We start from the raw sequence: 12,472 nt of genomic DNA on the forward strand, positions 1-12,472 counted from the left end.
TCACGCTGCGGCTTCCTCATCGCCGGGTTCAGTCTCTTCGTCCAGGTACGGGTCGTCGTCGGCGATGTCGGGCGGCGCTTCGTCGGGTAATCGCCCCGCCGCTTCGCGCACATCGAGCTTACCGGTCACCACGTCGGCGACGAGGCGGGTGCGGTATTCGCGGAGGAGGTCGATCTCACGTTCCATTCGGGAAAGGGCTGTGTCTACTGGTGCGAGTTCTAATTGCAGGCCGTTGCAAATGGCAACTTGCTCTGCGATGGTCCGCGGTATTGGCACCGGAATGTTGGCCACAAAGCCGAGATAAATCCCAGGCTGTGCGGAGAATGCCACTGATTTCCACAGGTGTTCCTGCAACCCAGCGCTTCGAAGGAATGTCGCCAAGAACGGGTAGGCCATGACTTCAGGGCGCGGGCGAAGAATCGACACGCTACGCTGGAGTTGGAAGGGGCCGATGTCTTCCACAACTGCAACCTTCCCGAGCGTCGCGCCCACGATTGCCATCAACACGTCTTGGGGTCGCACGACGAACGATCGGTTCAGCATGTCGAAGTCCGTCTTCGAGATGAAACTGTCGTCTGGCCTTCGAACAAGGCGGCCGCCCACCATGTTCCTGACGCTCAAGAGAGGAAAGCCTGTCGGCGTCCGAGCCGGCGGCAAATGCGTGCCGTCACGAACGAGGCTGCATGTTCGCTTGAGCGGTATCACGTCCCAATGCTGCGGAATGTCGCCGAGCCAGGGTATGCCAGAGGGCTTGAGGCGAACGGAGGGGTCAAGGCCACGCGTGACGGCTCGGTGGATGATGGCCTGCTTCTGCTCGTTGAGCAGCGCGATCACCTTCCGCTTCGCCCGGATGGCCCGCTCTAGGCTCCCGCTTGCCCAGTCAAGAAACCGCACGATTGCTGCCTGCTCGGCTGGTGGGGGTAGCATCGCTTCGATACGACCAAGGTCATCGGAATAAAGCCGGAGCCGACTCTCTACGACGCCAGTCGATGACGCTTTTATGCGAGCTTTATAATCGGGCGAGCGCAGTAGGTTGTGGAAGTACCACGGATGCACATCCTGTCCGAAGCGGTAAACGCAATACGCCGGACTCGCTATGCCGGCGTAGCGTGAAACGCCCATGCTCCCGTTCCACGCAAGCATGATGTTGATTACCAGATCGTCGGGTTCAACACGCTTGTAGCCGACCAACGATTCGGCGCGTGTGTCTGGTCCGTCCAACCCATCAGCTCGGTGGCGCTGCGTTACGCCGGTGAACTGCGAGATGCGCAGCAACTGCTCCTTGCCGCTCGTAGAGCGATCGTTGATCTCGCGTACGACGTACTTCATGCGGCGAATGGTCCAATGCGACGGAATTTCACCTAACCATCCTCCTTCGGCTTGGCGGTATTTCGCGTATGGCTTGAGGTCGGCAATCATGGCGTTGGTCTCTGCCCCTCGTCGTCGACTCGCTCCGCCAACAACCGCTGCTCGCGCACCAGTTCGGCGCGCAGTTCCTCTTCGCTGGGCAGGATGAGTTTGTAGCGGCTGGCGAAGAGCTGTTCGTTGCCGTCGAGAACCGAGTAGCGGACCACTGATTTGTCCTTTTGAGCGCAGAGGATGATGCCGACGGTGGGACTGTCGTCGGGACCGCGGCGCAGGTCGTCGTACATGCGCACGTACATGTCCATCTGGCCGATGTCCTGGTGTGTCAGCTCGCCAGTCTTGAGGTCGAAGAGTACGAAACACTTGAGCAGGTAGTTGTAGAAAACCAGATCGACGTAGAAATCCTTGCTCTCGGTGCTGACGCGCTGTTGCCGCGCGACGAAGGCGAAGCCCTTGCCCAGTTCGAGCAGGAAGTCTTGCAGCTTCCCGAGCAGGGCGGCTTCGAGTTCGGATTCGAGCAGGCGACCGACGCCCGGCAGGCCTAGGAACTCCAGCATTACCGGGTCGCGGATGAACTGCCGTGGGGTATGGGCCAATTCCGCTGTCTTGGTTGCCGCCTCGCTGCGGACGGATTCTCGATCCTGACTGGCCAGCAGGCGCTCATAGTAGAGAGTGCCGATCTGACGGCCAAGGGCGCGGGTGCCCCAGTGCTGGTCGGCTGCCTCGTGCATGTACCATTGCCGTGCCTCGTTATCCTCCACACGCAGCAGGGCGCGGTAGTGGGTCCAGCTCAATTCGTGACGCAGCGCGTCACGATTTTGGAATGTCTTGTAAAACAACCTCATGTAACGGAGGTTTGAGGCGTCGAAGCCCTTGCCGAACTCTGCAGTCAGACGCTCGGCCAGCTCAGCCAGCAAGCGTTTGCCATAGGCCGCGCGGACGGCGCCACCCTGCTCGAACTCGACGATGTGATACCCGACGCGCCAACAGGTATGGACCTGGACCTGATCGACGGCGCGCAGTGCCTGCTCACGAGCACGCTGGATGAGTTCCCGCAGGCTGGCGAGCAGCGTAGCGAGTTCGGGTGCAGGCGTTGCCGCGTCTACGCGGGCCGGTTCCGATTGCTGGGGAAGGCTCTTCTTCATGGCTGTGGCGTCTTCAGCAACCCATCCAGCAGCCCCTCGGCTTCCTTCTTGATGGCCAGGATGTCGGCGCTGATCTCCTCCAACGTGCGCAGCGGTTGCGCTTTGTAGAAGTGCCGCGTGAAGCTGATCTCGTAGCCGACCCGGGTGGCCGCTGCCTTGATCCAGGCGTCGGGCGTATAGGGCAGGACTTCGCGGCGGACGAAGGTTTCGATGCCGCCGTCCTCCAGAAACGGCACCTGCTCGGTGTCGCGCAGGTCGGCGTCGGGCTCGTACTCGACGACGGCGGGCTTGCCGTCGACGCTGGCTTCGCACAGGCCGCGCAGCGGGTCGGCCTTGGCCTTGCCGGGTTTGTGTGTCTTGGCGATGACCGGCGGCGCGTCTTCGGCGCGCCAGCTGACGGCCTTGAGGATCTGCTTGAGGTCGGGGGCCGGGAGCTTGACGCCCGCTTTCCTGAGCGCGGCGTCGACGCGGTCGCGAAAGACGTTGTGGTCCGCGAAGAGCCGATCGCCGAGCGCACTACGCAGCAGCGTCGCGACTTCGAACAGGCGACTGTCACGCGCCCAGGTCCGCGCGTCGAGCAGCTTCTTTTTCCGGTTCTCGGGCAGGCCTTTTCTGGCGCCGGCGGCCCCAGAGTTGTCGCTTTCGTCGCCCGCTGCGCCCTCTCCACTCTCATCCTCGTCGGCACCCCAGTTGGCCAGACGTGGTTCCAACGTGGCGGCGAGTTTCGCGAAGTCCGTGAACAGGCCATCGCCGAATTCATCGTAAAGGGCGGCGCGCAGCTCTTCGTCGCCGGAGGCGAAGCGCAGTGTTGCGATGGTTTTCAGCGCAAGCTGGCTATGCAGGCGCAGCGGGCGCTCGATGGTGACTTTCCAGTAGCCGAAGGCGTCGTTGGCGAAGATCTTCGACTCGGGCGTTTCCCTGAAATCGAGGAAGGTCTGGCTGATGCGCTCGATGTCGTCGGGCGAGAGTTCGCAGTTCTTCTTGCCGAGGTTCTTGCGCAGGGGCTTGAACCACTGGCTGGCGTCGATCAGTTGCACCTGGCCCTGGCGGTGCGCGGGTTTGCGGTTGGAGAGCACCCAGATGTAGGTGGCGATGCCGGTGTTGTAGAAGAGGTTGAGCGGCAGGGCGACGATGGCTTCGAGCCAGTCGTTCTCGATCAGCCAGCGGCGGATGTTGCTCTCGCCCTGGCCGGCGTCGCCGGTGAACAGCGACGAACCGTTGTGCACCTCGGCGATGCGGCTGCCGAGCGCCGACTTGTTATTCATTTTCGACGCCATGTTGGCCAGGAAGAGCATTTGACCGTCGCTGGAGCGCGTGACCAGCGACAGCTCCTCGCCGTCGTGCATCACCTTGAAGCGCGGGTCGCGCATGCCGTCCTTGCCGCCCATGGCCTCGAGATCCTTCTTCCAGCTCTTGCCGTAGGGTGGATTGGCGAGCATGAAGTCGAACTCCTGCGCGGGAAAGGCGTCGTGCGCCAGCGTCGACCATTCGGCGCCGCCGACGATGTGCTCGGCGCTTTCGCCCTCGCCCTTGAGCAGCATGTCGGCCTTGCAGACGGCGTAGGTCTCGGGGTTGATTTCCTGGCCATAGAGCAGGCTCCTGACCTGCTGGCCACGCCTGGCGGCGATGGCGGTGAGCGTCTCCTCGCCGACGGTGAGCATGCCACCGGTGCCGCAGGCGCAGTCGTAGAGCAGGTAGGTGCCGGAGCGAATCTCGGACTCGATGGGCAGGAACACCAAGTTCGCCATCAGACGCACGGCGTCACGCGGCGTCCAGTGCTCGCCGGCTTCCTCGTTGTTCTCCTCGTTGAACTTGCGCACCAGCTCCTCGAAAACGGTGCCCATCGAGTGATTGTCGATGCCGGCCGGCGAGAAATCGATGCCCGGGTCGAGGAACTTGTTGATCAGTGTGGCTAGCGAGTCGGAGCGCGACAGCGTCTGCAACTGGTTGCGAAACTTGAAGTTTTCGAGGATGTCCTGGACGTTCGGCGAGAAGCCGTTCAGGTAGTCCTCGAAGTCGGCCAGGAGTTGCTGCTGGCTACCGCGCGACTTGAGATCGCGCAGGGTGAATTTCGAGGCGTTGTAGAAAGCCTGGCCGGCGGCAGCGCAAAGCGCGGCGCGCTGCTCGGTGATGCGCGCATCGTCGAGCATCCTCCTGGTCGCCAGCACCGCCAGCTTGGTCGGTTCGAGCACCGCGTCCATGCGCCGGATGACGCACATCGGCAGGATCACGTCAGGGTACTTGCCGCGCCTGAAGAGGTCGCGCAGGACATCGTCGGCGATGCCCCAGATGAAGGAGACGATCTTGTTATGTGTTGCCTGGTCCATCAGCGCTTCCGTTGCAAATCTTTGACTGGGTGAGGCGAGCCCACTTACTACGGAAACGGACAGTGTGTCGCAAGTGTCAGGCATGCCGAATATTCAGCCAGAGCATAACCCGAAACGCATGAATCACGGCTGAGGCGAGGCAACTAAGGGGAAAAATCAGGGCGCTGGTTACCGGAAAACGGTGGGCAAGTCACGATGCTCGCTTCCAGAAAGCTATGCGCGATTGCCGCGTTGTTGGTTTCTCGCAGTGACGGCGTCGCGGCTGGAGCGGGTAGCAGCGTAGTCGTCATTGCGAGCCAAGCGAAGCAATCAAGCGAGCAAGCTTCGCGAAGGCAACGGCATATGCCCAAGAATCGATCGGTCAGTCGGTGCTTCAACTTTCCCTCACACTGCCAATCGATTCAGCCATTTAGCCAATTTTTTAAGAGGGCTTCTTCTTTCCGGCTTCCGCGTAGCGGTATACACTCGGAATCCTCAGTTCGCCTTGATCGCCCGCAGGGACAGGTTCGGCGGGTGCAGCTTTCCTTGAAGGACCTCCGATGACCGAAGAGCTGTTTCGCGACGACGCTTCCCTTGCCACCTGCAACGCCCGCATAACGCGCGTCGACGAGCGCGGCGTGCAACTCGATCGCACGGTTTTCTATCCGCTGGGCGGCGGCCAGGCGGGTGACCGAGGCTTGTTGATCCTGCCTGACGGTAGCGAGCTGGAGATCTTCGATACCCGCAAGGGCGCGTTCCCGGGCGAGGTTCTGCACCTGCCGGCCGCCGGGCAGCAGGCGTTGCTGGCGCTCCTGAGCGTCGGAACGCCGGTCACTGCTCAGCTAGACATGCCGCGCCGGCAACGGCACATGCGCTTTCATACCGCCACGCACCTGCTGTGCGCGCTGGTTCCACAGCCGGTCGACGGTTGTTCGATCACCGCCGATTACGCGCGCCTGGACTTCCACATGACTGCGCCGCTCGACAAGCAGGCTCTGAACGCGGGCCTGGCGCGCCTGGTCGACGGGGCGCACCCGGTCAGCCAGCGCTGGATTACGGAAGCCGAGCTCGATGCCAACCCCGGTCTGGTGCGCAGCATGAGCGTCAAGCCGCCGCGCGGCCTGGGGCGGGTGCGCGTGCTCGAGATCGAAGGCGTCGACCTGCAACCCTGCGGCGGCACCCATGTGGCGAATACGGCCGAAGTCGGTGCCGTCATCGTCACCCGCATCGAGAAGAAATCGGCAATGACACGCCGCGTCGTGATCGGCTTCGCGCCGCTGGTCGATAGCGCGGACTGAGCAATGTCCATGCCCTTGCGCGGACAGGGAAGACCGGCTCCTGGCCGGGCGACATCTCTGGCGGCCATTGCCCGCCGCGCCATCATGCTCATCGTTCTGCTCTGGGCGTCGCTGCTCGGTGCCCAGGAAACGCTCTTGCCGGGTATTGCCGACCTGCAGCAGCGCCTGGCCTCGGTCGAGCAGTCGGCCACTCTCAGCGCTGCGCAGAAAGCCGAAATCACCGCCCTGTATCGGCTGGCCATCGCCCGCATCGAAGCTGCCGAGCGCTTTGAAGAGGAGGCTCGCGCCTATGCGCAGGCGCTGCGCGACCTGCCCCGCGAGCGGCAGCGATTGCGCGCCGAGCAGCAAGCCTACCGACCGCCGAAAGTCGGCAAAGACCTCGAAAAGCAGCCGCCGAGCGTTGTCGAGCAGGCGCTTCTGGAGGCCGTGGGTGACGAAGCCATTCTGCGAACCAAGCTCTCCCGGGTGCAATCCAGCGTGCAGTCAGAACGCGCTCTGGCGCTCAAGCAACTGCTCAGCACCGCGCAAGAGAGCGTGGACAAGGTCGACAACAGCGCACGTGCAGGCGGCACCTCCGAGCAGGCTCAGCTGGCCGAGGCAGCCGCTCGCGCTGCCGACAAGCGCCTCGGGCTGGCGCGAATCGAGGCCTTCAGCGAGCGCCTGGCCAGCCGACCGGCACGTCTGGCGCTGATGGAGGCCGAAGCCGACCTGCTGGCCGACCAGCTGGCCAGCACGACGGACTACATCGCCGCCCTGCAAGCGCTGCTGAGTCGCGTTCACAAAGCCGGCGTCAGTGCACTGGTCAGCGATCTTGAGGCCTTCATGCAGTCGCTGGGTGCGGCGCCAGAGGACTTGCTGGGTTTTGCCGAGGGCAATATCCGCCTGTCCAGATTGATCGACGAAATACTGGTAAAAAGGCAGCAGGCGGAAGCCGAGAGCGCTCGCCTGCGTGGCGCCGTGTCGCTGCTCAACAGCAAGCTGGAAACGCTCGATCGTTTGCTCAATCTCAATCAGCTCGAGGCCTCGGCGGCCTTCGGTATCGCCTTGCGCCAGGAAAGGGACAAGGCTTCGGACGCCATCAACATCGAGAACGCCCGGAGCAGGGCGGAAGGCGAACTGGAGGCCAGCCGCATTGCCCTCTTTCAACTCGAGGAGAAGCGCCCGCCCTACGACCTGCCCAGCAAGCCGGCGCTGGAAAAGCTGCTGCGTGGCGCGACCCAGGACTGGGGCGCGGCGATCGACCGCCTGCTCGAACAGCGCCGCAGCCTGATCACCCGCCTGAAAAATGAGCAGGCGCGCTACGCCGATGAACTGTCCGTGCTGCTCACCCAGCTCAAGTATTTCTCCGATCGCTCGCATACTTACCGTGATGCGCTCGAGAGCCATCTGTTCTGGATTCCCAGCGCGCAACCGATGGGCCTGCAAACGCTGCGCGCCGCGGCGGATTCCATGGCCTGGCTTTCCGAGCCGGCGCACTGGCGCGATGTCCGTCAGGCCGTGGTCAGGAATCTGGACGATCGGCTGCCGGGATTCCTTGGTCTGCTGCTGCTCCTGGTGCTGGCCAGCGCCAGCCGTGACCGCTTGAAGCAGCGCCTGGAGCGCATGGCGCCGCGGATCGGCAAGGTGCAGTCTGACGATCTGGCACTGACCCTGGAAGCTTTCGCGATCACCGCGGCACTTGCCTTGCCGCCGGCGCTGGTGCTGTTCGGACTGGCCTACCTGACTCACAGCCATACGGGTTTCGCCCGCAGCCTGGAGACCGCGCTCATGACGGGTGGCGTCCTGATCCTGTTCATGGAGTTCCTCCTGCAACTGGTTCGCGCCAAGGGCGTCGCCGCCGTGCATTTCGACTGGAGTCTGTCGACGCTGACCCTGCTGCGCCGCAACACCCGGCGGCTGATGCTGCTCTTCGTGCCGATCACCATCGTCATGCTCCTGGTTTCGGTGCACGCCGCCCCCGAGATTCGCGACGGCCTGGGACGGATTTCCCTGATCGTGTTCTGTCTGGCTATTGTCTGGATCGCTTCCCGGCTGTGGCGCCTGTCGCGCCTCAGTCTCGCCGCGACCGACGGCGACAACTGGCTGTGGTACATCGTCTACCTGTGGTATCCGGCACTGATGCTCATCGCGCTGGCAACGATTGGCCTTTCCCTGCTTGGCTACCATTACACCGCTTCACAGTTGCTGCGGCTGACCATGCAGTCGATCGTGCTGATCACCATGGCGACGCTTGTGCACGCCACGCTCGAGCGCGCTTTCTCCGTCTTCGAGCGGCGAATGGCGCTGGCACGGGCGCGCGAGGCGCGTCAGGCGAGCCGGGATTCGGGCACGCGAACGATTGATCGCCAGGCGGCCGAACGCGCGGCCGACGCCATTCCGGAAGCCTTGCAGAGCTACGAAATCGACCGTCACACGATCAGCCGGCAAACGCGCGCACTGCTCCGCCTGCTCGTCCTGATCGGCATTGCCTTTGCCATGGCGTCGATCTGGCAAGGCCTGTTGCCGGCGGTGCGCACGCTTGACGAGATCGTCCTCTGGCGCATCGGCGCTGGCGACGGCACGCTACCACAGCAGGTGGTGACCCTCTGGAGCCTGATCGTCGCGGCGACGGTTTTCGCCATCGCCATCATCGCCATCCGGAACCTGCCCGGTGCGCTCGAAGTGGCCGTTCTCAGCCGCTTCGATCTGGCACCCGGCACCGGCTATGCCATAACCATGCTGCTGAACTACCTGATCGTTCTCGTCGGCCTGATCGCCGCGTCGAATCTTCTCGGCATCGACTGGACGAAGCTGCAATGGCTGATCGCGGCGCTCGGCGTCGGCCTGGGCTTCGGCCTGCAGGAAATCGTCGCCAATTTCGTTTCCGGCATCGTCATTCTCTTCGAGCGGCCGTTTCGCGTCGGCGACATCGTGACCATTGCCGGCCATACCGGCACGGTGACGCGCATCCACATCCGCGCCACGACCATCAGCGACTGGGATCGCAAGGAACTGCTCATCCCGAACAAGACCTTCATTACCCAGGATTGCATCAACTGGACCCTGTCCGACCCCATCACGCGCTTGATCGTCCCCTTGACCGTCGCCTACGGAAGCGACACGGAGCAGGTTGTCGAGACCTTGATGGAGGTCGCGCTGAACAACGAAAGCGTGGTCGACGAGCCAGCGGCCGCGACGCTGTTTCTGCGTTTCGGCGAAAACGGTATGGAGTTCGAGCTGCGCGTGTTCACACGCGTGGTCCTCAACCGCGGCATCGTCACGCACGAACTGCACATGGCCATCGACAAGGCCTTTCGCGAACGCGGAATCAAGATCTCGTACCCGCAACGCGACCTGCATTTGAGCACCGGTTCGCCTCTCGAAGTCCTCATGACGACGCCAACGGCCGAACCGGGAGCGACGCCATCGTCAGCGTAGCACCTGAATCGAGCTCGCCATTTTCCCCCGCATTGACAACGCGAAAAGCCAAACCTCTGCATTGCCGCGTCGGCTGCGCCTCCTCGCAATGAGCGTGGGTGGGGGATGATTGCCGAGAGTCTCATCAAGGATGCAGCACTATACTAGCGCTCATACCATCACTGCTTACAGCAAGGCAATGAGCACCGACCGTGAAGAACGCCAGGAGCCGCTCTCGTGGTACGGTAATTGTCTTCTTGCGTTCTGGCCGCGTTGATCGCCGCCTTTTTTGGAGATTGCCATGTCGTCGTGGGGCTGTCCGCATGAAAGCAAGGGCCTATGTGCCAAGGTGAACAACCTGGTTTGTGATCCGGGAATGAAAGGCTGCGAACTCGCCGGCCGCTACGTCTTTTTCGGCAGTGAGGACAAGAACAAGCGACTGCGGGAAAAACAGGCACAGGCTGACAGCCAGAAGCCGAGCAAATAGGCTAGCCGCGCGAAGCGGTTACTTCGTTCCGCTGCGCCGGCTTTTCTCGGCCTGCTCCAGCACCCCGAGGGCGTTCAAGCGCCGGTAGAGCGTCCGTTCCGACAGACCGGCATGGTGCGCGAGCTCTTTTCGGCTACCGGGAAAACTGGCCGCAAGATCGAGCAGTTGTGCATCGCCGAGTTTCAATTTCTGGCCTGATTTTGGCCCCGATGGCAGGCTTTTTCTCGCCAGCGACCGCTGCCCCCCGCCCGCTGCGCTTGCCGGCAGGTGCCGCAGGTCGATTTCATCGCTGTCGCTCAGCAGGCAGGCACGTTCGAGCAGGTTGCGCAGTTCGCGGACATTTCCCGGGGAATCGTAGTCGCGCAACCAGCCGATCGCCGCGCGGCTCAGGCGCGGCGAACGTCCGCCAGAGACTCTGGCGGAGCAGTGTTTCGGCCAGCAGCACAATGTCCTCCCGCCGTTCCCGCAGGGCCGGCAGGAAGATCGGGAAAACATTCAGGCGATAGTACAGATCCTCCCGGAAGCTTCCGGCCTCGACCATTTCGCCGTCGGCGCTCCGAATGGGCGCCAACTCGATGTCTGCGAGACGTTCGCCGAGCGGGGTGTGATGCAGATGCACGACACGCTCCCGCTGACCGGAGCGCAGACTGCGCAGCAGCGGACAAGACCCCCCGGCCTGGTCGCACGGCACGCTATATCGGTGCGATACCTCGTGGCAGGTTCGGCCAATGATTTTCTGCTGCCCCTCCCATTTGGCACGATACCTGTCGTTGGCGGCAATGATGCGGTAGTTCCGATCACACAGGATATGCGGCTCGACAAGCGACTCGAGGAAGGAAATCAATTCGGCGCGAGAAGGGTCGGGGAAGAAGGGAAGGGGGCAACGGTCAAGACATTCATCATCAGCGCTGTCTCGACATGTCACGACCGTCTGATCTGCCAAATACTGCCATGTTTTGGCAGGCGGCAGCGATCGTCAGCCCGTGAAAATCGTCAGCTCACCGTCAAGCGCTGTAAATACCGGGCCTGTTGCGCGCCGCCACTGGCTGGCACGATTCTTGAGTGCTGAACGCTGATGCCCTTCACGGCCGATGCCCTCGGCCTTGTAGGACCATGCGCCGCGCCGCCTTTTAGCCCCCTGCAACCCCCTGTCAACAAGAAGAAGCCTCCTTTCATGAATCCACCCACCCGCATTACCGTCATCGGCGCCGGCTTCGGCGCGCTCTCCAGCGTGCTTGAAATCCGCCGCCGCGATCCGAAAGTCGAGATCACCGTGATCGCGCCGCGCGCGGAGCTGCACTATCTTCCCGGCACGATCTGGATTCCCTCGGGTCTGCGCACGCGCGAACAGCTGATCGTGCCGCTGGCGAACTTCTTTCGGCGCATGCAGGTGATGCACGTGGCCGCCGAGGTGACGGGCCTGCGTGACGGCGGGCGGGTCGTCGAGAGCACGGCCGGCGACGTCGGTAACGATGCGCTGGTGATTGCCAGCGGCGGGCGCTTCATCAAGAAGCTGCCGGGCATCGAGCACGCCATCACCCCCTGCGAGGGGATTGCTGCGGCCGAGAAGATTCGTGATCGCCTGCGCGCCATGCACGGCGGTGTCATTGCTGTGGGTTTTGCGGGCAACCCCAACGAGCCTGCCGCAGTGCGCGGCGGCCCCATGTTCGAGTTCCTGTTCGGCATCGACGAGCAGCTTAAGCGCGAGGGTCGGCGGGAGAAGTTCGAGCTGGTGTTTTTCAATCCGTCAAAGGAACCGGGTCAGCGTCTCGGCCCGAAAGCGGTCAACTATCTGCTGGCGGAAATGGACAAGCGTGGCATTCGCACCCACCTCGGCCACAAGATGGAGCGCTTCGAGGCCGACCGGGTGGTCACCGCGGGTGGCGAGTTCGCAGCCGACCTCATCCTCTTCATGCCCGGCATGACCGGCAACCTCTGGTTTGACACGACCGCACTGCCGCGTTCGCCGGGTGGCCTGCTTCAGGCTGACGCGCAGTGCCGTGTCGTTGGCAGCCAACACCTGTATGTGGTCGGCGACTCCGGCAGCTTTCCCGGCCCCGAGTGGATGCCCAAGCAGGCCCACATGGCCGACCTGCAGGCCGCCGCCGCGGCAGAGAATGTGCTCGCCGGCCTGCGCGGACAAACGCCCAGCGCGACCTTCAAAGTTGAACTGATCTGCATCATCGACGCCATCGACCACGGCACTCTGGTGTTTCGCAACCCACGGCGCCAGATCATCCTGCCCTCGTCGCGCCTCTTCCACTGGGCCAAGCGCTTTTTCGAGGGCGTGTACCTCAGGAAATACCGCTAGCTGCCGCTAGCGGACTCCCCTTGCCGTAGAACGGACACCCCCAGGACTGTCAGCACGACGGCCAGATGAACCATCGCCGCCGAGTCGAATTATGATTGATTCATTGCTGCGCCTTGCCCGCGCAAGCCCGGCCCCGATACCGACCGAGAGGCGTGCCATGACTC

The 12,472-nt window shown here is 63.1% G+C and carries 9 protein-coding genes; 4 read left to right on the plus strand and 5 right to left on the minus strand.

All coding sequences use genetic code 11. The features are described 5' to 3' along the window. From V5B40_RS01715 to V5B40_RS01725, 3 genes are read right to left on the minus strand one after another with little or no spacing between them, the layout of a single operon-like run. The gene (locus tag V5B40_RS01715; protein WP_332352840.1) at positions 1–1,419 is read right to left on the minus strand and encodes a restriction endonuclease subunit S; all 1,419 of its coding nucleotides are present in this window, start codon (positions 1,417–1,419) and stop codon (positions 1–3) included. Beyond that, positions 1,416–2,510: a PDDEXK nuclease domain-containing protein gene (locus tag V5B40_RS01720; protein WP_332352841.1), complete on the minus strand. Its 1,095-nt coding sequence runs from the start codon at positions 2,508–2,510 to the stop codon at positions 1,416–1,418. The genes V5B40_RS01715 and V5B40_RS01720 overlap by 4 nt, the downstream gene beginning before the upstream one ends. After that, positions 2,507–4,837, minus strand: a complete 2,331-nt coding sequence (locus V5B40_RS01725; protein ID WP_332352842.1) for a type I restriction-modification system subunit M — start codon at positions 4,835–4,837, stop codon at positions 2,507–2,509. Before V5B40_RS01725 ends, V5B40_RS01720 begins: the two co-directional genes overlap by 4 nt. 539 nt (positions 4,838–5,376) lie before the next feature. Here V5B40_RS01725 and V5B40_RS01730 point away from each other — a divergent pair. The 3 genes from V5B40_RS01730 (at position 5,377) to V5B40_RS01740 (ending at position 9,997) form a co-directional block, all read left to right on the plus strand. After that, on the plus strand, positions 5,377–6,114 hold the full coding sequence (locus tag V5B40_RS01730; protein ID WP_332352843.1) for an alanyl-tRNA editing protein: 738 nt from the start codon (positions 5,377–5,379) through the stop codon (positions 6,112–6,114). 3 nt (positions 6,115–6,117) lie between these two features. Next, positions 6,118–9,531 (plus strand): mechanosensitive ion channel domain-containing protein, encoded by a 3,414-nt coding sequence (locus V5B40_RS01735; protein ID WP_332352844.1) that lies wholly within the window; start codon positions 6,118–6,120, stop codon positions 9,529–9,531. 280 nt (positions 9,532–9,811) lie between these two features. After that, positions 9,812–9,997 carry a hypothetical protein gene (locus V5B40_RS01740; RefSeq protein ID WP_332352845.1) on the plus strand — a complete coding sequence of 62 codons (186 nt, stop codon included), beginning with the start codon at positions 9,812–9,814 and terminating at the stop codon, positions 9,995–9,997. 18 nt (positions 9,998–10,015) lie between these two features. Here V5B40_RS01740 and V5B40_RS25070 read toward each other — a convergent pair whose 3' ends face one another. Both V5B40_RS25070 and V5B40_RS25075 read right to left on the minus strand, forming a co-directional pair. Beyond that, entirely contained in the window at positions 10,016–10,363 is a 348-nt protein-coding gene (locus V5B40_RS25070; protein WP_434735824.1) for a hypothetical protein, read from the minus strand. Beyond that, positions 10,281–10,922: a PAS domain-containing protein gene (locus V5B40_RS25075; protein ID WP_434735820.1), complete on the minus strand. Its 642-nt coding sequence runs from the start codon at positions 10,920–10,922 to the stop codon at positions 10,281–10,283. The genes V5B40_RS25070 and V5B40_RS25075 overlap by 83 nt, the downstream gene beginning before the upstream one ends. A gap of 249 nt (positions 10,923–11,171) precedes the next feature. On the opposite strand from V5B40_RS25075, the gene V5B40_RS01750 reads away from it, so the two are divergent. Next, on the plus strand, positions 11,172–12,308 hold the full coding sequence (locus tag V5B40_RS01750; RefSeq protein WP_332352846.1) for an NAD(P)/FAD-dependent oxidoreductase: 1,137 nt from the start codon (positions 11,172–11,174) through the stop codon (positions 12,306–12,308). The last annotated feature ends 164 nt before the right edge of the window (positions 12,309–12,472 follow it).

The sequence above is a fragment of the Candidatus Accumulibacter meliphilus genome (genome assembly GCF_036625345.1).
Taxonomy (GTDB): domain Bacteria; phylum Pseudomonadota; class Gammaproteobacteria; order Burkholderiales; family Rhodocyclaceae; genus Accumulibacter; species Accumulibacter meliphilus.

Excerpts from the sequence above, each read along its gene's own strand:
- V5B40_RS01725 (WP_332352842.1), bottom strand. The coding sequence starts at position 4,837 with ATGGACCAGGCAACACATAACAAGATCGTCTCCTTCATCTGGGGCATC.
- V5B40_RS01735 (WP_332352844.1), top strand. The coding sequence starts at position 6,118 with ATGTCCATGCCCTTGCGCGGACAGGGAAGACCGGCTCCTGGCCGGGCG.
- V5B40_RS01720 (WP_332352841.1), bottom strand. The coding sequence starts at position 2,510 with ATGAAGAAGAGCCTTCCCCAGCAATCGGAACCGGCCCGCGTAGACGCG.
- V5B40_RS01750 (WP_332352846.1), top strand. The coding sequence starts at position 11,172 with ATGAATCCACCCACCCGCATTACCGTCATCGGCGCCGGCTTCGGCGCG.
- V5B40_RS01730 (WP_332352843.1), top strand. The coding sequence starts at position 5,377 with ATGACCGAAGAGCTGTTTCGCGACGACGCTTCCCTTGCCACCTGCAAC.
- V5B40_RS01715 (WP_332352840.1), bottom strand. The coding sequence starts at position 1,419 with ATGATTGCCGACCTCAAGCCATACGCGAAATACCGCCAAGCCGAAGGA.
- V5B40_RS01740 (WP_332352845.1), top strand. The coding sequence starts at position 9,812 with ATGTCGTCGTGGGGCTGTCCGCATGAAAGCAAGGGCCTATGTGCCAAG.